The sequence below is a fragment of the Xanthobacter sediminis genome (genome assembly GCF_043195015.1).
In the GTDB taxonomy this organism is placed as follows: domain Bacteria; phylum Pseudomonadota; class Alphaproteobacteria; order Rhizobiales; family Xanthobacteraceae; genus Xanthobacter.
Window position 1 is genome coordinate 83,602 of the sequence record NZ_JBAFWH010000004.1, and the last position, 19,059, is coordinate 102,660.

Below are 19,059 nucleotides of genomic sequence, written 5' to 3' on the forward strand. Positions count from 1 at the left end.
TCTCACGGGCCCCTCGCGGTGGAGGACGCGCCCGGCGACGGCAGGAGCCGTCCGACATGTTCTTGGGTAATGATGGGTTAACATGGGAAATCATGGGTCGTCAATGGATCGGCGTGGGCTGGGGCGGGGTTTCGAGGGGGCAAAAGTGGCTTCCGCCCGCGCCTGCTACCCCCGCCGCCGGACAGGCCATGGCGGGCGTGCGGGCCGTCCCGTGGGCGGCCTCACGCGTGGGTCGTCCGAAGTGCTTTGGGGGAGGGCGCCTGCGGCGTTGCTCGGGGCGGCGTGTTTTCGGCGCGGTCAGGACATGCAGGACGCCCCGGACGCCATCGACCCCGGTCTTGGCCGATGCCGGGGGCGTTGGTACGTGGGCTCCGCTCATACGCTGCTTGGGCCGGGCCAAAAAAAGGCCCGTGGGCGACAGCCACGGGCCTTTGGTGTGAACTCTCCTGCCAGGGGCGCGCATCTTCTCCTGCGCGGGCGCGGCGATGCCGGCGTCAGGCGGGCTCGGGCGTCCGCGCCGGGGCGAGGGCACCCACGGTCTTGAGAGCGAAGGCGTAGCTGAGCGCCACCTCGTCCAGCCGGTCGAACCGGCCGGAGGCGCCGCCGTGCCCGGCCTCCATGTTGGTGCGCAGCAGGAGGGGCGCCCCGGAGGTGTTCGCCCCCCGCAGACGCGCCATCCACTTCGCCGGCTCCCAGTAGGTCACCCGCGGGTCGGTGAGGCCGGCCAGGGCGAAAATGGCCGGGTAAGCGGCCGGGCGAACGTTATCCACCGGCGAATAGCCGAGGATGCGGGTGAAGGCGTCGGGATCGGTGATGGGGTTGCCCCATTCGGGCCATTCCGGCGGGGTGAGGGGCAAGGTGTCGTCCAGCATGGTGGCGAGCACGTCCACGAACGGCACCTCGGCCACGATGCCGGCGAACAGGTCCGGCCGCATGTTCGCCACCGCGCCCATGAGCATGCCGCCCGCCGAGCCGCCGTGGGCGACGATGCGGGCGGGACTGGTGAAGCGCTCGCGCACGAGATGCTCCGCCGCCGCGATGAAATCGGTGAAGGTGTTGGTCTTGTGGGTGAGCTTGCCTTGAGCATACCAGCGCCAGCCCTTGTCGGTGCCGCCGCGCACATGGGCGATGGCATAGACGAAGCCCCGATCCACCAGGGAGAGGCGGCTGGTGGAAAAGCCGGCGGGAATGGTGATGCCGTAGGCGCCGTAGCCGTAGAGCAGCAGCGGCGCCGTGCCGTCGAGGGGGGTGCCCTTGCGGTAGAGGAGCGAGACCGGCACGCTCTCCCCGTCCGGCGCCGGGGCGAAGACACGGCGGGTGACGTAATCCGCCGGATCGTGGCCCGAAGGCACCTCCTGGCGCTTCAGCAGCGTTCGCGCCCGGCTCGCCATGTCGTAGGACCACACCTCGGACGGCGTGGTCATGGAGGCGTAGGTGAAGCGCACCTGCGTGGTATCGAAGGGGAAGCCGGGGGACAGGCCGAGGGCATAGGCCTCCTCCGCGAAGGCGACCGCGTGCTCGTCTCCGGTCACAAGGTCACGCACCACGATGCGCGGCAGCCCGCCCTCCCGCTCCAGCCGCGCCATGTGGCCGGAGAAGGCGGTGTGGCTCAGGATCATGCGGCCGGGGGCATGGGGCACGAGATCGCGCCAGTTGGCGCGCGCCGGGGCCGCCACCGGGGCGGTGACGATCTTGAAATCCTCCGCCCCGTCCGCGTTCGTGAGCATCACGAGCACGTTCTCGCCGCGCAGGGCGGGGTGGTGCTCCACCTCGTAGCGCACGCCGGTGGCACGGGCGGCCACCAGCCGCGGCGTGGCGGCGGGGTCGGCAAGGTCCAGCAGGTGAGCCTCGGAGGTCTGGTGGTCACCGCAGGAGATGAGGCCGAAGGCGCGCGACTGGGTTTCTCCCAGGGAGACGAAGAAGCCCTTGTCCGGCTCCTCGTAGACCAGCACGTCCGCCTCCGGGGCGGTGCCGAGGACGTGGCGGTAGACCTTGGAGGGCCGGTGCTCGGCGTCACGGCGGATGTAATAGAGCGTGCCGCCGTCGGCGCCCCACAGCAGGTCGCCGGTGGTCTCGGCGATCACGTCCGGCAGGTCGGAGCCGGTTCCGAGGTCGCGGAACCGGATGCCGTAAAGCTCAGAGCCCTGCTCGTCGGCGGCGAAGGCGAGCCGGCGGTGGTCGGCGCTGTGGCGCCAGTGGCCGAGATGGAAATAGGCCTTGCCTTCGGCCTCCCGGTCGCCGTCGAGGATGATCTCCTCGGCGCCATCGGGCAGGGCTTTGCGGCAGGCGAGGGGCTGCTGGCCCCCCTCACGGTGGCGGCTGTAGTAGGCGAAGGCGCCGTCCGGGCTTGGAACGGTGGAATCATCTTCCTTGATGCGCCCGCGCATCTCTGCGACCAGCGTGCGGCGCAGCTCGGCCAGCGGCTCGAAATAGGCGTCCGCATAAGCGTTCTCGGCTTCGAGATAGGCGCGGATGTCGGCATCGAGCACGCTCGGGTCGCGCATCACCTCGCGCCAGTTCTCCGCCCGGAGCCAGGCATAGTCGTCGGCGAAGGTGACGCCGTGGACGGTGCGGGAGGAGGGGCAGCGCGCGGGGCGCGGGGGCTCAAACGCCGCCATGAAGCTGCCCTTCCGCGCCATTCTCGTCCTGCTCCAGCGCAAGCGCGGTGCCGTTCATGCAGAAGCGCAGGCCCGTGGGCGCCGGCCCATCGGGAAACACATGGCCGAGATGGCTGTCGCAGCGCGCGCAGCGCACCTCGATGCGGCGCATGCCGTGGGAGGTATCTTCATGCGTCACCACAGCATCAGGGGATACCGGGGAGAAGAAACTGGGCCAGCCGGTGCCGGAATCATACTTGGCCTCGGAGCGGAACAGCGGCGCGCCGCAGGCCACGCAGCTGTAGAGACCGGCGCGCTTCTCGTCCCAGTAAGGCCCGGTGAAGGCGCGCTCGGTGCCGTGCTCGCGCGCGACGCGAAACTGCTCCGGCGTGAGGCAGGAGCGCCATTCCGTCTCGCTCTTGACGACTTTCGCCGGCGCGTCCCCACCGGAGGCGTCGGGCGCGGGAACCTGGTCGGAAAGGGTGTTGGGCATGGGAACCCCGCTATATCTGCCACAGAGGTAGGCATCGCCCGCCCCGCTGACAAGGCATGTGCGGTCCGCATGTGGGTGGCGCTGGCAAGGAGCGGCCGGCGGCGAAGTCAAACCTGAAAGCAAGTCGAGAGCGGAAGTACATGGCGCTCCCGGAGTTTCTACTTGCATTTGCGTGCGTGCCAACTTAATACCATGAACAATGCTGCAAGCATCGAATCGGTGCGGCGTGCGCCTTCAGGCGCGGCGGAGCCGGCCGCCGCAGGCATTCGCCCTGCGATGCTCAGCTTGGAATGCGGTTTCCGTCGCAGACAAGAAGAAAGTCCCATGACCGAAGAAATGGATGAAAACTCCTTCGTCGCCCTCGCGGCAGACATCGTCTCGGCTTATGTGAGCAACAACTCGGTCGCGGCAACGGAACTGCCGATGCTCATCAACGAGGTTCACGCCGCGCTGCAGCGCATTGCCAAGGGCGAGAGCGAGCCGGTGGCCGAGCAGCTCAAGCCGGCGGTTCCGGTGAAGAAGTCGGTGGCGCCCGATTACATCGTGTGCCTCGAGGACGGAAAGAAGTTCAAATCGCTGAAGCGGCACCTGCGCACGCAGTACAACATGACGCCCGAGGAATATCGCGAGAAGTGGGGCCTGCCTGCCGACTATCCGATGGTGGCACCCAGCTACGCTGCCGCCCGCTCGGAGCTCGCCAAGCAGATGGGCCTCGGCCAGCAGCGCCGCGGGCGCTGAGGCAAGCTTCGCGGGCGGGGGATGCGTGGCGTGCAGCGGCTTCGAGACCGTGACGCCATGCGGATTATTTCACACGAGCCGGGCGCCGCTTCACATGCGGCACCCTCCGCTCCTGCCGGCTGATCCACTCTTGCCTTCTGAAACGCAGTGTGGGAGGGGGCGTGGCATCGCGATCACGCTCCCCGCTCTCGTGCTTGGTTCCGTCCGTTCCGTCCTGTGGCATGAACGGACGGTTTCGATTTACCGCAGCCACAGCCCCAGCAAAGCGAGCGCGATCACCCACAAAGCGGCATTGCCCCAGAAGGCCCTGCGAGCCTCGGCGCGGCCGATGCCCTCCAGCGAGGCGGGCGAGAGGTGGATGCCATCCCGCGTCGCCTCGTCGAGCTGCTCCACCACCCGCGCGGTGCGGGTGAGCAGCGCCGGCACCGTAGCCGCGAAATGCCCGACCTCGCCGAGGCTCATGCCCGCCCGCTCGATCTGGCCCGCCGGGCCGAGATTGCGGGCGATCCACTCCTCCACCACCGGCGCCGCGGTGCTCCACATGTCGAGCTGCGGGTCGAGGGAGCGGGCGACCCCTTCCACCACCACCATGGTCTTCTGCAGCAGCAGCAGCTCCGGCCGCGTCTGCATGTCGAACAGGGCGGTCACCTCCAGCAGCAGGGCGAGAAGGCGCGCCATGGAGATCTGGTCGGCGCGGCGGGAGTGGATGGGCTCGCCGATGGCGCGGATGGCGAGGGCGAAGTCGTCAACCGAATGATGGAAGGGCACGTAGCCGGCTTCGAAGTGCACTTCCGCCGTGCGGCGCCAGTTGCGGGTGATGAAGCCGTAGAGGATCTCGGCCAGGAACCGCCGTTCCTTCAGGCCCAGGCGGCCCATGATGCCGCAATCCACCACCACGAGGCGGCCCTGCGCGTCCACGAACAGGTTGCCGGGGTGCATGTCGGCGTGGAAGAAGCCGTCGCGCATGGCCTGCCGCAGGAAGGACTGCATGACGATGCGGGCGATCTCCTTGAGATCGTGCCCGGCGGCGACCAGCGCTTCCTTGTCCGAGAGCTTGATGCCGTCGATCCACTCGGTGGTCAGCACCTCGCGGCCGGAACGGTTCCAGTCCACCTGGGGCACGTGCAGGTCGTGATCCTCGCGGGTATTCTCCGCGAGCTCCGCATAGGCGGCGGCCTCCAGGCGCAGGTCCATCTCCATCGATACGGAGCGGGCCATGGTGTCCACCACCGAGGTCAGCCGGAGGCGCCGGGCTTCGGAAAAGGTGTTCTCGGCGAATTCCGCGAGCCGGCGGAAGCTTGCCATGTCGGAAGAGAAGCGCCGGCTCACGCCCGGCCGCAGCACCTTCACCGCCACGTCGCGGCGGATGCCGTCGGGGTCCACCGCCTCGGCCTTGTGCACCTCGGCGATGGAGGCGGCGGCCACCGGCGGGCCGAACACCGCGAACACCTCGTGCACCGGCCGCTCGAAGGCGTCGGCCACGATCTCCTCCGCCACCTTCTGGCCGAAGGCGGGCATGCGGTCCTGCAGCACCTCCAGGTCGCGGGCGACGGTGGGGCCCACCACGTCCGGACGGGTGGCGAGGAACTGGCCGAGCTTCACATAGGAGGGGCCGAGCCGCGACAGCGCCGCGGAAAAGCGCGCGGATCGGCTGCCGGCATCGCGCCGTGCGATGAGCCGCGCCACCCGCAGCGCCGGCCGCGCGAGCGGGGGCGCCGCCGCCGGCGACACCAGGGAAAGCACGCCCTCGCGCGCGAGCACGTAGCCGGCACGCGCGAGGCGCGCCGCATCGGCGAGAAGGAAGATCACGTCGGGGCCCTTTCGGCGGCGGCCATCAGATGCGGAAACCCCAGTGCAGCGCCACCACGCCGCCGGTCATGCGCATGAAGTCCACGCGCTTGAAGCCGGCGTCGCGCATCATCTGCGCAAACGCCTCGGCATGGGGAAAGCGGCGGATGGATTCAACGAGATACTGGTAAGGCTCGGCGTCGCCCGCCACGCGCTTGCCGATCTCGGGGATGAGCTTGAAGGAATAGGTCTCGTAGATCTTGTCGAGCCCCGGCACGTCCACCTTGGAGAATTCGAGCACGAAGGCGCGGCCGCCGGGCTTCAGCACGCGCCGCATCTCCTTCAGCGCCATGGGGATGCGCGGCACGTTGCGGATGCCGAAGGCGATGGTGACGGCATCGAAGGAGCGGTCGGCGAAGGGCAGCTCCTCCGCATTGGCTTCCTGGAAGTCCACGCGGTCGGTGAGGCCGCGCTTCTGCGCGCGCTCGCGGCCCACGGCCAGCATGTCGGTGTTGATGTCGGCGACCGTCACGCGCGTGCCCCGGCCGCCGGCCTCGGCCACGCGGAAGGCCACGTCGCCAGTGCCGCCGGCGAGGTCGAGCAGGTGGAACGGGCGCTCGCCCGGCGGCGGGCGCAGCTTGGAGACCAGCGCGTCCTTCCACACCCGGTGCATGCCGGCGGACATCAGGTCGTTCATGATGTCGTAGCGCCGCGCCACCTTGTGGAACACGTCGTCCACCAGGGCCTGCTTCTCGGTGAGGGGCACGGTGCGGTAGCCGAAATGGGTGTCCGCGCCGCCGGCGGAAGCGTTGGGCGACGGGTTCGGCTGGAAGATGGGGTCCGTCATGACGGGTCGACACCACGCGCGCTGTTCGAGATGGTGCGGGACCTTAACGGATGACGGGGCGCGATGCCATGCGGCGGCGGAAAGGGCCGGTGCGCCCGAACGTCTCTTGCGGAAAAATGCGCCCCGCGCCTCAGGGCTGGCGGCGATTTCTCGCTCCCGCCATGGCCGGCGCGCCTTTGCGGCGCGCCGTCGCCAGGATGCCGCGAGGGGGAATCAGCGGGCCGAGCGGTCCGGCTTGCCGAGGCCGGAGACGTCGAACTCCAGGCCCTCGCGGCTGTAGCGGGGCTCCGCCTTCTTGGCCGAAAGGGCATTGTGGAACGTGAGGCCCGCGATCTTCAGCCCGCGTCGCTCCTTGCGTGCCGCGATCTCCTTCTGCATGGGGAAGACAGGAACGTTGATCGTGATCGTCATAGCCGCTCTCCAATTGTATTCGTCAGTACAAAACGGTTGAAAGTGCCACGTACGTTTACATTTCCGTAACATTTCCATGCCGCGAGGGCGTGCTTCTCTGGCACGCGCTTATAACGCCGTTCGAACGGGGCGTTTATTTGACCTTCATGGGGATGAAGCGGGGCGTAATCGAGGACGCGTGAGCGGCGCCTGCGAGCGTGGTTAACGCTTCCTAAACAGCGGCGGTGCGCTGGAGCCGCCACTGGGCCAGCATGGCGCGCAGGGATGCCGGCTTCAAAGGCTTGTTTAATATGACCATTTCGGCCGCGCACGCGGCTTCGCGCACGGCCTGACTGCGGTCGGCGGTAATCAGTGCTGCCGGCAGCTTCCCCAATTTCCACCGCAGGGCCATCACCGCGTCGATGCCGAGCCCGCCGTCCAGGTGATAGTCGACAAGGGCGATGTCGGGCGCGGTCCCGGCCTCGTGCACCGCCTCCATGGCGGCGCTGGCGTCGGTCGCGGTGATGACGGTGCAGCCCCAACCGGTGAGCAGCAGCCGCATGCCCTCGATGATGGCGGGCTCGTTGTCGATGACGAGGATGGTGAGCCCGTCCAGGGGGGCGCCCGGCCGCGCGGGGCGGGGCGTCGCCTGCGTGCTCTCGGGAATGGGCACCGCCACCGGCAGTTCGAGGCTGAACACCGAGCCCCGTTCCGGCTGCGAGCGCAGCATGATGGGATGGTCGAGCACGCGCGCGATGCGCTCGACGATGGAAAGCCCGAGCCCCAGGCCGCGCGCCACTCGTGCCCCCTGGTCCAGGCGCTGGAATTCCTGGAACACCGCCTTCTGCTGCGCGGAGGGAATGCCGATGCCGGTGTCCCACACCTCTACCCGCACGCGCCCGCCATGGCGCCGGCACCCCACCAGCACACGGCCCCTCGGCGTGTACTTGATGGCGTTGGAGATGAGGTTCTGCAGCAGGCGCCGCAGCAGGCGCCGGTCCGAGCGAACGGTGAGCGAGCTCGGCACCACCTTGAGGTCCAGGGCCTTTTCCTGCGCCAGCGGCGCGAACTCGATCTCGAGCTGGCGCAGCACCTCGCCGATGCGCAGCGGGTGGGGCTCCGGCTTCAGGGCCCCGCTGTCGAGGCGCGACATGTCGAGCAGGGCGCCGAGGATTTCCTCCACCGCCTCCAGCGAGGCATCCACATTGCCGGCGAGGCGCTGTTCCTCCGGCCCCCGCGCGCGCTCCACCAGGCTGGTGACGTAGAGCCGCGCGGCATTGAGCGGCTGGAGGATGTCGTGGCTGGCGGCGGCGAGGAAGCGGGTCTTGGAGATGTTGGCCTCCTCCGCCTCGGCCTTGGCCTTCTCCAGGGCGCTGTTGAGGCACACCAGCTCCTCGGTGCGCTCGCGCACGCGGCGCTCCAGGCTTTCGTTGGCGCGCTCCAGGGCCTGGGCCGCCTCCACCGAGGCGGTGATGTCGGTGAAGGTGACGGCGATGCCGCCGTCGGGCATGGAATCGGAGCGGGTCTCGATGGCCTGTCCATTCTGGTCGAGCCGCTCGGAGAAGCCGGGGGCGGGGCGGGCGTAGCGCTCCACCCGCCCGGCGAGGCTCTCGGGCCGGCCCGGCGGGCGCGGGGCGCTGGCGAGAATGTCGTGCAGCGGTGCGCCCACGGTGTAGCAGTCGGCCGGCAGCTCCAGCATCTCTCCGAAGCTGCGGTTCCAGCACACGAGCTTCAGCTCGCGGTCGAACACCGCGATGCCCTGGTGCACGTGGTCGATGGCGCTCTGCAGCAGCTCGCGATTGTACTGGATGGCGGCGGAGGCGTCGTCGAGCAGCTTCAGGGCCGCCTTGGCGGAGGCGGTGCGCTTGCGCAGCAGCAGGGAGAGCACCATGCGCGAGGAGGCCGCGCCCACCGCCGCCGCCAGAAGGTGCTCGGCGTGCCGCACGGTGGAGGCGTCCGCCTCGCGGTGGGGGTCGAGATCGACGCCGTTGAGGCGGGCGTAGGCGGCGAAGGCGGAGCGGGTCCGCTCGCGGCCGAGATAGCGCTCCACGGTGGCGATCACCTCGCCCACCGTCACCGCCGAGCGCCAGCGCAGGAAGGCCGGCCGGTGCGGGGGATGGTCCGGGCTGCGGGCCACGAACAGCTCCGCCTGCACCTCCTCGATCTGGCTCGGGCGGGTGAGGAAGGAGACGATGACCAGCACCAGCGTGTTGATGGCGAGGCTCCAGGCCACGCCGTGCGCCAGCGGCCCGGCGGTGAGGCCGAGCAGGGCGGTGGGCTTCAGCAGGCCGATGCCGAAGGGCCCGTGGTCGAGTACGCTCTGGGCGACGAGGCCGGCTTCCACGAGACTCGGCAGCATCAGGGTGTAGGCCCAGATGAGGGTGCCGGTGAGGATGCCGGCGATGGCGCCCTTGGTGGTGGCACGCCGCCAGGTGAGGCCGGCGGCGAAGGCCGGGCCCACCTGCGCCACCGCCGCGAACGAGAGCAGGCCGATCTGCGCCAGCTGCACCTCGCCGATGATGCGGTAATAAAGATAAGCGAGCAGCAGGATGAGGAAGATGGCCACCCGCCGCACCAGCAGCAGCGCGCCGGCCATGTCGTTGGGTTCGCTGGCGCGGCGCGTGGCGGTGCGGTTGGGCGCGCTTTCCGCCTCCCTGGCGCGGCGGCGCAGCAGCAGCGGCATCACGAGGTCGTTGGAGATCATGATGGCGAGGGCCACGCTTTCCACGATCACCATGGCGGTGGCCGCCGAGAGGCCGCCCACGAAGGCGAGCAAAGCGAGCCCGTCCGCCCCCGCCGCCAGCGGCACGGCGAGCACGTACATGTCGCTGTCCACCACCTCTCGGGGGAACAGCGTCATGCCCGCCAGCGCCAGCGGCACCACGAACAGGTTGATGAGCACGAGGTAGAGCGGGAACAGCCAGCGCGCGCGGCGGATCTCCTCCTCACCCTTGTTCTCGACCACGGCCACGTGGAACTGGCGCGGCAGCAGCATGAAGGCGCCGCCGGAGAGGATGGTCATGGTGATCCAGTTCTCCAGCGAGAAGCCGCGCGTGAAGGGCGCGGCCACCCCCGCCTCATGCGCTGCCCGCCACAGGTGCGCGGGGCCGGAGAAGATGAAGAAGGTGACGAGGATGCCCACCGCCAGGAACGCCGCGAGCTTGACGATGCTCTCGGTGGCGATGGCGAGCATCAGCCCGTCCTGGTGCTCGGTGGCGTCGGTATGGCGGGTGCCGAACAGCACCGCGAAGGCGGCCATGGCGCAGGCGACGAACAGCGCGAGGTCGCCGGCCAGCGTGCCCTGCGCCGCCTGCCCGGCGAAATAGCCGAGCACCGCCAGCAGCGAGGCCGAGACCGCCTTCAATTGCAGGGAGATGTAGGGGATGGAGCCGGCCAGCGCCACCAGCGCCACCAGCGCCGCGATGCCTTGGCTCTTGCCGTAGCGGGCGGCGATGAAGTCGGCGATGGAGGTGATGTTGTTGGCCTTGGCGAGGCGCACCACGCGCAGGAAGGCGGGCGCCGCCACCGTCATCAGGATGATGGGGCCGAGATAAATGGTGAGGAAGTCGAATCCTTGCGTGGTGGCGAGCCCCACCGAGCCGAAGAAGGTCCAGGAGGTGCAGTAGACCGCGAGGGAGAGCGAATAGATGAGCGGTCGCGGCGCGCGGCGCCGTGCGATCGGGCGCAGCCGGTCGCCGAAGCTCGCCACGGCGAACAGCAGGCCGATGTACGCCAGCGCGGCGAAGATGACGACCGAAGCCTGAAGCATGTCCCCCGTCCGGCGGCGGGGCTGTTGAGCATCCCGGCGCCCGTTCTTGTCTTTGCGGCAAGCTCACCACCGGGGGCGTGGCTTGTCCAGTCGGGAGAAATCCGGGTGGCGCTCAGGCGAGAGCGTCGATCTCGGTGTCGGTGAGGGCGCCGGGCACGATGGTGATGGGCACCGGGAAGTGGCCCGAATGGAAGCCCACCAGCGCGCTCACCAGCGGGCCGGGGCCTTCCTTGCCCACCCCCGCCGCCAGCACCAGGATGGCGATGTCCTCGTCTTCCGCGATGATGGCCATCACGGCATCGGCCTTCGAGCCCTCGCGGATCACGGCTTCCGCCTCCACGCCGGCCACCTGCCGGGCGCGGGCAGTGAACTTCTGCAGGCGGGCGCTCATGTCGTCGGTCGCCTCGGCGCGCATGAGGTCGGCGATGCCCAGCCACTGCTGGTTCACGCCTTCGAGCTCCATCACGCCGAGCAGCAGCAGGGCGCCGCCGGTGCCCGCGGCGCGGCGGCTCGCGTAATAGACGGCGCGGTCGCACTCGGGGGTGTCGTCCACTACCACCAGGAACTTGCGGCGATGGCCCGGCTCCCGGCTGCGGCGGGGAGAGGCCGAGGCGTGGGCGCCGCCCGCCCGCGAAGCGGCCGTCCGGGAATCGGTGGGGGTCGGGTTCGTCATGACAGCCTCGGCCGCCCCGCACGGGGACGATTCGAAGGGAGTTTCCATGGTGCCACGCCGCGGCCAGCGCCGGTGAAAAAATGTGGCGCGCGCCGGCGCGCGGCTTCGCCGGTGCCGCATTCAACGGCGCGGCGAATTGCTCTACAGACGAAAAGCTGGCGGAGGCCCGGCCACGCGCCGCGCCGGCCCCGCCCTCAAGGAGAGAGCCCCGTGACCGTGAGCGCCGAAGACATTTCCCTCGAAGCCGCCCAGGCCATGCTGGCCGCGGCCCTCGCCCATGCGCAGGCGCGTGGGCTGAACCCCCTCGCGGTGTGCGTGATCGACGCGCGCGGTGCGCTCAAGGCGTTCGCGGCGCAGGACGGCACCAGCCTGAAGCGCGGCGAGATCGCGCGCGGCAAGGCCGATGGCGCCCTCGCCCTCGGCATGGGCTCGCGCGCCCTGTTCCGGCGGGCGCAGGACCAGCCCTTCTTCATCAGCGCAGCCAGCGCCGCCATCGGCGGCTCGCTGGTGCCGGTGCCGGGCGGGGTGCTCGTGCGCAATTCCGCCGGCCGCGTTGTGGGCGCGGTCGGTGTCTCCGGCGACACCTCGGACAATGACGAGGGTGCCGCCATGGCCGGCATCGCGGCGGCCGGCTTCACGGCGGACCCGGGCGAGGACTGACCCCGCCCGCGCCGCCGCGGGACGCCGCCGGAAGGTTCAGAGGATCTGGGCGGCGTCCTCGAACGCCATGCGCGGCAGGCGGCCGAACAGCTTGGCGTGGTCGCCGTGCCCCAGGGCCGCGATGAAGTTGGTCTTCACCGTGCCTTCGGGGAAGAATTCCGCATCCACCTTGGCGGCGTCGAAGCCCGACATGGGGCCGACATCCAGGCCCAGCGCCCGCGCGGCGATGATGAGGTAGGCGCCCTGCAGCGCGGAGTTGCGGAAGGCGTGGGGCTCCACCATCGCCGGGGTGTTCACGAACATATCGCGCACGCCGGGATTGTGGGGGAACAGCTCCGGAATCCGGTCGAAGAACTTCAGGTCGTAGCCGATCAGCGCGATGACGGGAGCGGCGAGCGCCTTGTGGTTGCCGGGGGAGAGGGCGGGCTTCAGCCGCTCCTTGGCTTCCGGGGAGCGCAGGAACACGAACCGCGCCGGCTGGGTGTTGAGCGAGGTGGGGCCGAACTTCACGATGTCGTAGAGCGCGCGCAGCTCCGCGTCCGTCACCGGCTGGTCGGTCCAGCCATTGTGGGAGCGGGCGCCGAGGAACAATTGGTCGAGGACGGCGGGGTCGATCTTCTGGGTCATGAGGGGCTCCGAGGCACAAGGCCTGGGGAAGGTTGCAGGGTGGGGCAGAACAGGGCAGGCACCGGCGATCTAGGAAGCCGGCGACGCGGGAACAACGGTTCCCTTTGCAATATCGCATTGCGCTTGTGCAAACGGATCAGCGCCGCTGATGCCGGCGTCACCTGAATTGATGGGCGGGCGCGCCCCGCCCGCTCTATGGTCCGCCGCGCCGCATCCACCTTTTTCGAGATGAGTCGCATGTCCTTGTCCTGCGCCACCCCCGCCGCCGCGGACCCCTTCCTCGACCGCGTGCGCGGCCACATCCGCGCCCTGCCCGAGAGCGGCATCGTCGAGGTGATGAACTACGGCCGCGCGCGCCCCGGCATGATCCCCCTGTGGGCGGGGGAGGGCGACGTGCCGACCCCGGCCTTCATCTGCGAGGCGGCGGCGGCGGCGCTCCACGCCGGTGAGACCTTCTACACCTGGCAGCGCGGCTTGCCGGAGCTGCGCGCCGCCATCGCCCGCTACATGACGCGCACCTATGGCGTGCCCGAGGACCCGGAGCGCTATTTCGTCACCGGCTCGGGCATGCAGGCCATCCTGGTGGCCTTTTCCATGGCCCTCGGCGCCGGGGACGAGATTCTCCTGCCCTCGCCCATCTGGCCCAATGCCGCCGCCGGGGCGCAGAAGCTCGGGGCAGTGCCGGTGCATGTGCCGCTGGCCTACGGCCCGGAGGGCTTCTCCCTCGACATGGCGCGGCTGGAGGCGGCGGTGACGGCACGCACCCGCGCCATCTTCCTCAACACGCCGGCCAACCCCTCCGGCTTCGTCGCCACCCGCGCGGAGCTGGAGGCGGTGCTGGATCTCGCCCGCCGCCACGGGCTTTGGATCATCGCCGACGAGATCTATGGCCGCTTCTATTATGGCGAGGGCGGCCGGGCGCCGTCCTTCCATGATGTCATGGCGCCCGACGACCTTATCCTGTTCGTGCAGACCTTCTCCAAGAACTGGGCCATGACCGGCTGGCGCATCGGCTGGATCGAGGCGGACCCGCGCCTCGGCCAGGTGGTGGAGAATCTCATCCAGTATTCCACCTCCGGCGTCGCCGCCTTCATGCAGCGCGGCGCCGTGGCGGCGCTGGAGCTGGGCGAGCCCTTCGTCGCCGAGCAGATCGCCCGCGCCCGCCAGGGGCGCGACATCGTCGCCGATGCACTGCTCGCCACCGGCAGGGTGGACCTGGTGAAGCCGCAGGGCGCCTTCTACCTGTTCTTCGGCATCGAGGGGCAGAGCGACGTGCGGCGGCTGGGCCTCACCCTGGTGGACGAGGCCAATGTGGGCATCGCGCCGGGAACCGCGTTCGGCCCCGGCGGCGAGGGCTTCATGCGCCTGTGCTTCGCCCGCAGCGGGGCCCAGCTCGAGGAGGCGGCGCGCCGCCTCGCCGGGTGGATCGAGGCGGGCGCCGGCGGGCGCGGCCAAGCATGAGTGGCCTCTCCCCGGCAGCCTTGCGGACGGCGGGCGCGGCGGTGCTCACCCTCGGCGCCGGCGCCCTCGGCGGGCTTGCCTTCTCCACCCTGGGCCTGCCGGCGGCCTGGATCTCCGGCGCTTTGGTCTTCACCATCGCGCTCGCCGTGGCGGGCGTGCCGGTGGTGGTGCCGGAATGGGCGCGCTTCCTCGCCTACACCGTGCTCGGCTGCTCCATGGGCACGGTGCTGACGCCGGAGATGCTGGCCCGCGCCGGCTCCTGGCCGGTGAGCATGGCGTGCCTCGGCGCCAGCGTGCTGGGCACCATGGCTGGCGGCGCCTTCTTTCTCACGCGGGTGGGCGGCTGGTCGTTGGAAACGGCCTTCTACGCCTCCGCTCCCGGCGCCTTCTCCACCGTGCTCGCCATGGCCGAGGAGACGCGGGCGGACCTGAGGCAGGTGGCCTTCGCCCAGACCCTGCGGCTGTTCCTGCTGGTGGCCGCGCTGCCCAACGTGCTGGGTGCCACTGGCCTCGCCGGCGGCGGGTTGGCGCCCCCGCTCCACGTCTCGGCACCGCTGGAAGTGGCGGGGCTGCTCGTGTTCTGCGCGCTGGCGGGGCTTGCGGCCGCGGCGCTGCGGGTGCCGGGCGGGCTCATCCTCGGCGCACTCGCGGGCAGCGCGGGGCTGCACCTGTCCGGCTGGTCGGATGCGCTGGTGCCGCCGGCGCTGCTGCTGCCGGCCTTCGTGGTGCTGGGCGCAGGGGTCGGCGCGCGCTTCCTCGGCACCAGCCTTTCGGCCATCCGCTCCTATTTCTGGGTCTCGCTCGGGGCGTTCCTGGTGGCGCTCGCGGTGGCGACGGTGTTCGCCGTGCTGGCGGCTGCGCTCACGGGGGACGACCTGGGCAAATTGCTCACCGCCTTCTCGCCCGGCGCGCTGGAGGCGATGACGGCACTGGGCTTCGCCATGGGCTATGACCCCGCCTTCATGAGCGCGCACCATCTGTTCCGCTTCGCGGGCCTCTCGGTGGCGCTGCCGGTGGCCGCGCACCTGCTGTTCCGCATCGAGGAAGCCGGGAAGGACGATCAGGCGCCGTAGCGGTGCAGGTTCGCTCCGTTGTGGCGCAGCCAGCCCTCGGCCTCGCGGCGGGCAGGGAACAGGCGCTCCACCACCTGCCAGAAGCGCGGCCCATGGTTCAGCTCCAGGCGGTGGGCCACCTCGTGGGCGGCGAGATAGTCGAGCACCGGGGGCGGCGCCATGATGAGCCGCCAGGAGAAGGAGAGGTCGCCCTTCGCCGAGCAGGAGCCCCAGCGGCTGGAGGTGTCGCGCAGGGTGATGCGGCCCACCTCCACCCCCGCCGCCCCCGCATGGCGGCGCACCGCGGCGGTGATGTCGCTCCGCGCCTCGCGCTTCAGGTGGTCGGTGATCCGGCGCGCGACGTGCGGCGCCTCTCCCGCCACGCAGAGCGCGGGGCCGCCGAGCGGATCGGTGCCCACCCACACGGTGCCGCGCGCATCAGGCAGGTGGATGATGCGGTGCGGCTCCCCGCGCACCGGCACCAGCGCGCCGGGCTCGAAGCCCACCACGTCCGGCAGGCGGCCGAGGCGGATGCGGATCCATTCGCGGTGGCGGCGTACGAAGTCCCCGGCAGCGGAAAGCGAGACATGGGGCGGGGCGGTGACGGTCACGTCACGGGTTGCTGCGCGCACGCGCAGGGTGAGGCGGCGCGCCTGCGGGTGCCTGCGGACGGCGACGCACAGCACCTCGCCGTCGAGCTCCAGCTCGACGGCTTCGCAGCGCTTGGGCGGCGCCTTCAGGTCCGGACGACGAAACAGCGGCATGAGGGCACCATGAACGAGGAGCCTGATGACGAATGATTGTCATCATCTCCAGAATTGGCGCCCCCGACCAGGGCTAAGGTGCAGCATTCCGTGGATAAAGTGAAGTGACCTTCGCCGAGAGCGCGAACACATCCGGTTCTTCCGCGTCGTCCACAGGCTGTGCTGCACCTGCGAACGGTGTATCGCGCTCTCCATTTGCGGCTGCTCCGCGCGGATATTCCTGGTTCAGGATGAAATCGGCGATGCGCGGGGCAATCTCGGAGCGGAAACGCGAGCCGTTGAACACGCCGTAATGGCCGACCCCCGGCTGCTCCCAGTGGACGCGCTTGTCCTCGGGGATGCGCGGGCACAGCTTGTGCGCGGCCTTGGTCTGGCCGATGCCGGAGATGTCGTCCTTCTCGCCTTCCACGGTCATCAGTGCCACGCGGTGGATGGCGTCGGGCTTCACCACCTCGTTGTGGTGGAGGATCTCGCCGCGGGGCAGGGCGTGGGTGACGAAGACGTTCTCGACCGTCTCGAGATAGAATTCAGCGGTCAGATCCATCACCGCGAGGTATTCGTCGTAGAAGTCGCGGTGCTTTTCGGCCGAATCGCCGTCGCCCTTCACCAGGTGCGTGAACAGGTCCCAGTGGGCCTGGAGGTGGCGGTCGAGATTCATGCTCATGAAGCCGTTGAGCTGCAGGAAGCCGGGATAGACCTCCCGCATGGCGCCCGCATGGGGCCACGGCACGGCGGTGATGACGTTGCGGCGGAACCACTCCACGCCGCGGTCCTTGGCGAGGGCGTTCACCGCGGTGGGCGCCTCGCGCGTGTCGATGGGGCCGCCCATCAGGACCATGGACTTGGGCACGTAGGGGTCGTCCTGCGCCTCCATGCGGGCCACGGCCATCATCACCGGCACGGCGGGCTGGCACACCGCCATCACATGGCAGTCGCCGCCCAGGCGGTGGAAGATGGAGATGAGGTAGTCCACGTATTCGGACAGGCCGAACCGGCCTTCGGCGAGGGACACGAGCTTGGCGTCCACCCAGTCGGTCACATAGACGTCGTGGGAGGGCAGCATGGCCTCCACCGTGCCGCGCAGCAGCGTGGCGTAGTGGCCGGAGACGGGCGCCACCACCAGCAGCTTCGGCTGTCGCCGGGCCGGGGGATGCTCGAAAGCCCGCTCGAAATGCAGCAGGTTGCAGAAGGGGCGATGCCAGATGGTGTTGACGTGCACCGGCACGCGCTGGCCGTCCGCCACGGTCTCGGTGATGCCCCAGCCGGGCTTGCCGTAGCGCCGGGTGGTGCGCTCGAACAGCTCGCAGGCCGCGGCCATGGACTTGCCGAGGGTGGTGTGGGACACCGGATTGATGGGATTCTTCAGAAACAGGCGGCTGGCGTCGGCCACGGCGCGGGACGGGTTGAGGGCAGCGTGCCCCATCTCGTAGAGCCAGTAGAGCGGCGTCGAAAAGCCCATGTCCCCGCCGAACTCGCCTTGAGCCGGGCGGCGGGCCGAACCTGCGAAATCCCCGATCGCCATGTTGCCGATCGCCATGTGCGTTCCTCGCTTATTTTGCGGCATCGCTTTATTTTGCGTTTCCCGCTTTATTCTAGAATCCGAGGGTGTGCCCTCTTCCCGATGTGGTCAATGCCGACAAAAGATAAAGTCGGACCTCGTAACGAAGTATGGCCAAGATGTCACATTGTCGCGCATTGCGACACAAGTAGTGCCCCCGGAACCTTGCTCGGACCTGACGATCCATGATTCCCGCCTTCGCTCCACCGCTGCACGGGCGCTCCTTCGGGCTCCGGCTGGATACGCTCATCCGCCTGCGCTGGCTGGCGGTGGCCGGCCAGATCGCCGCCCTGGTGGTGGTCCACGTGCTGCTCGGCTTCCCGCTGCCGCTCGCCTCCTGCTTCGCCGTGGTGGCGCTTTCGGCGGCCGTGAACGTGGTGCTGCGTATCAAGTATCCGGTGGCGCGGCGGCTGAGCGACGCGGCGGCGGGGCCGCTGCTGGCCTACGACCTGCTGCAGCTCACGGCGCTGCTCTATCTCACCGGCGGGCTCAAGAACCCGTTCGTGCTGCTCTATCTCGCACCGGTGATGATCTCCGCCACCGCGCTCGCCTGGAGCACGACGGTGCTGCTGGGCATCCTGGCGGCGGCGTGCGCGGGGGCGGTGGGGCTGTGGGCCCGGCCCCTGCCCTGGGCGGGGGAGGCGCTGCCGGTGCTGCCCGACCTCTACCTCGCCGGCATCTGGGTGTCGCTGACGGTGGCGCTCGGCTTCATCGGCCTTCATGCGTGGCGGGTGGCGGAGGAAGCGCGCGAGCTCGCCGACGCCCTGGCCGCCACCGAGCTGGTGCTGGCGCGCGAGCAGCACCTTTCCGCCATCGACGGCCTCGCCGCGGCGGCGGCGCACGAGCTGGGCACGCCGCTTTCCACCATCGCGCTGGTGGTGAAGGAGATGCAGCGCGCCATGCCGCCGGGCGCGCCCTATGCCGAGGACGTGGCCCTGCTGCGCGACCAGGTGGCGCGCTGCCGCGACATCCTGCAGACCCTCACCTCGCTGCGCTCCGGCGACGCGCCGTTTGACCGCATGCCGGTGCGGGTGCTGCTGGAGGAGGTGGCCGAGCCGCACCGCAATTTCGGCATCGCCATCGTCATCAACGCGCCGGGGCGGCCGGCCGACCCCGTCATCGACCGCAACCCCGGCCTGCTCTACGGCCTCGGCAACCTGGTGGAGAACGCGGTGGACTTCGCCCGCTCGCGGGTGGACATCGCCGCCGAATGGACCGCGACCAGCCTTGTCATGGTGGTGGAGGACGATGGGCCGGGCTTCTCGCCGGAGGTCAGCGCCCGCATCGGCCAGCCCTATGTGACCTCCCGCGCCCGCGACCGGCAGGAGGAGCGCCAGGAGGCGGACGAGGAAAGCGGGCTCGGCCTCGGCTTCTTCATCGCCAAGACGCTCCTGGAACGTACCGGCGCCACCCTCACCTTCGAGAATCGCCCCCCGCCGGCCACCGGTGCCTCGATACGGATCACTTGGCCCCGGCGCGCGTTGGCCGTAGAAATGGAAGAAGCAGCGACAAAGAGACGCGGAACGGACTATTCTGCCTCCGAAGGCGCGTAAAAGCGGACGCGGAAATGCCCCCGTTCCACCACGCCATGGTTTTGATGTGACGGCGCAGGCCCCGGCGCCCCGGATGTCGAGGACACATA

General features: G+C 69.8%; 15 protein-coding genes. 5 read left to right on the forward strand and 10 right to left on the reverse strand.

Annotated features, from left to right (window positions below; all coding sequences use genetic code 11):
- Positions 1-494: 494 nt before the first annotated feature.
- Positions 495-2,618, reverse strand: coding sequence for a S9 family peptidase (locus V5F61_RS06380; protein ID WP_393987872.1), 2,124 nt, complete (start codon positions 2,616-2,618; stop codon positions 495-497).
- Positions 2,605-3,090, reverse strand: a complete 486-nt coding sequence (msrB, locus tag V5F61_RS06385) for a peptide-methionine (R)-S-oxide reductase MsrB (protein ID WP_393987871.1) — start codon at positions 3,088-3,090, stop codon at positions 2,605-2,607. The genes V5F61_RS06380 and msrB overlap by 14 nt, the downstream gene beginning before the upstream one ends.
- Before the next feature lie 324 nt (positions 3,091-3,414).
- Here msrB and V5F61_RS06390 point away from each other — a divergent pair, with 324 nt between their 5' ends.
- The gene (locus V5F61_RS06390; protein WP_393987870.1) at positions 3,415-3,828 is read left to right on the forward strand and encodes a Ros/MucR family transcriptional regulator; all 414 of its coding nucleotides are present in this window, start codon (positions 3,415-3,417) and stop codon (positions 3,826-3,828) included.
- A gap of 240 nt (positions 3,829-4,068) precedes the next feature.
- Here the strand turns inward: V5F61_RS06390 and ubiB are convergent, their stop codons facing one another.
- The 5 genes from ubiB to V5F61_RS06415 all read right to left on the reverse strand — a co-directional run bounded on the left by ubiB (position 4,069) and on the right by V5F61_RS06415 (position 11,295).
- Complete coding sequence (ubiB, locus tag V5F61_RS06395; protein ID WP_393987869.1) at positions 4,069-5,637, reverse strand: 2-polyprenylphenol 6-hydroxylase; 1,569 nt, start codon at positions 5,635-5,637, stop codon at positions 4,069-4,071.
- A gap of 25 nt (positions 5,638-5,662) precedes the next feature.
- Positions 5,663-6,463, reverse strand: coding sequence for a bifunctional demethylmenaquinone methyltransferase/2-methoxy-6-polyprenyl-1,4-benzoquinol methylase UbiE (gene ubiE, locus V5F61_RS06400; RefSeq protein ID WP_393987868.1), 801 nt, complete (start codon positions 6,461-6,463; stop codon positions 5,663-5,665).
- Between the two features lie 213 nt (positions 6,464-6,676).
- The gene (locus tag V5F61_RS06405) at positions 6,677-6,874 is read right to left on the reverse strand and encodes a hypothetical protein (protein ID WP_393987867.1); all 198 of its coding nucleotides are present in this window, start codon (positions 6,872-6,874) and stop codon (positions 6,677-6,679) included.
- Positions 6,875-7,085: 211 nt separating this feature from the next.
- The gene (locus tag V5F61_RS06410) at positions 7,086-10,622 is read right to left on the reverse strand and encodes a hybrid sensor histidine kinase/response regulator (RefSeq protein ID WP_393987866.1); all 3,537 of its coding nucleotides are present in this window, start codon (positions 10,620-10,622) and stop codon (positions 7,086-7,088) included.
- A gap of 112 nt (positions 10,623-10,734) precedes the next feature.
- Positions 10,735-11,295 (reverse strand): universal stress protein, encoded by a 561-nt coding sequence (locus V5F61_RS06415; protein WP_393987865.1) that lies wholly within the window; start codon positions 11,293-11,295, stop codon positions 10,735-10,737.
- A gap of 210 nt (positions 11,296-11,505) precedes the next feature.
- Here V5F61_RS06415 and V5F61_RS06420 point away from each other — a divergent pair, with 210 nt between their 5' ends.
- Positions 11,506-11,955, forward strand: coding sequence for a GlcG/HbpS family heme-binding protein (locus V5F61_RS06420; protein WP_393987864.1), 450 nt, complete (start codon positions 11,506-11,508; stop codon positions 11,953-11,955).
- A gap of 36 nt (positions 11,956-11,991) precedes the next feature.
- Here V5F61_RS06420 and V5F61_RS06425 read toward each other — a convergent pair whose 3' ends face one another.
- Positions 11,992-12,582, reverse strand: coding sequence for a malonic semialdehyde reductase (locus tag V5F61_RS06425; RefSeq protein ID WP_393987863.1), 591 nt, complete (start codon positions 12,580-12,582; stop codon positions 11,992-11,994).
- Between the two features lie 237 nt (positions 12,583-12,819).
- Here V5F61_RS06425 and V5F61_RS06430 point away from each other — a divergent pair, with 237 nt between their 5' ends.
- Together V5F61_RS06430 and V5F61_RS06435 are read left to right on the forward strand one after the other, a co-directional pair.
- Complete coding sequence (locus tag V5F61_RS06430; RefSeq protein WP_393987862.1) at positions 12,820-14,043, forward strand: pyridoxal phosphate-dependent aminotransferase; 1,224 nt, start codon at positions 12,820-12,822, stop codon at positions 14,041-14,043.
- Complete coding sequence (locus tag V5F61_RS06435; RefSeq protein ID WP_393987861.1) at positions 14,040-15,116, forward strand: AbrB family transcriptional regulator; 1,077 nt, start codon at positions 14,040-14,042, stop codon at positions 15,114-15,116. Before V5F61_RS06430 ends, V5F61_RS06435 begins: the two co-directional genes overlap by 4 nt.
- Here V5F61_RS06435 and V5F61_RS06440 read toward each other — a convergent pair.
- Both V5F61_RS06440 and V5F61_RS06445 read right to left on the reverse strand, forming a co-directional pair.
- Positions 15,104-15,859 carry a M48 family metallopeptidase gene (locus V5F61_RS06440; RefSeq protein WP_393987860.1) on the reverse strand — a complete coding sequence of 252 codons (756 nt, stop codon included), beginning with the start codon at positions 15,857-15,859 and terminating at the stop codon, positions 15,104-15,106. The two genes, V5F61_RS06435 and V5F61_RS06440, sit on opposite strands and share 13 nt — an antisense overlap.
- Before the next feature lie 73 nt (positions 15,860-15,932).
- Entirely contained in the window at positions 15,933-17,381 is a 1,449-nt protein-coding gene (locus V5F61_RS06445) for a polyhydroxyalkanoate depolymerase (protein ID WP_393987961.1), read from the reverse strand.
- Between the two features lie 221 nt (positions 17,382-17,602).
- Between V5F61_RS06445 and V5F61_RS06450 the strand changes: the two genes are divergently transcribed.
- Positions 17,603-18,970: an ActS/PrrB/RegB family redox-sensitive histidine kinase gene (locus tag V5F61_RS06450; RefSeq protein WP_393987859.1), complete on the forward strand. Its 1,368-nt coding sequence runs from the start codon at positions 17,603-17,605 to the stop codon at positions 18,968-18,970.
- Positions 18,971-19,059 lie beyond the last annotated feature (89 nt).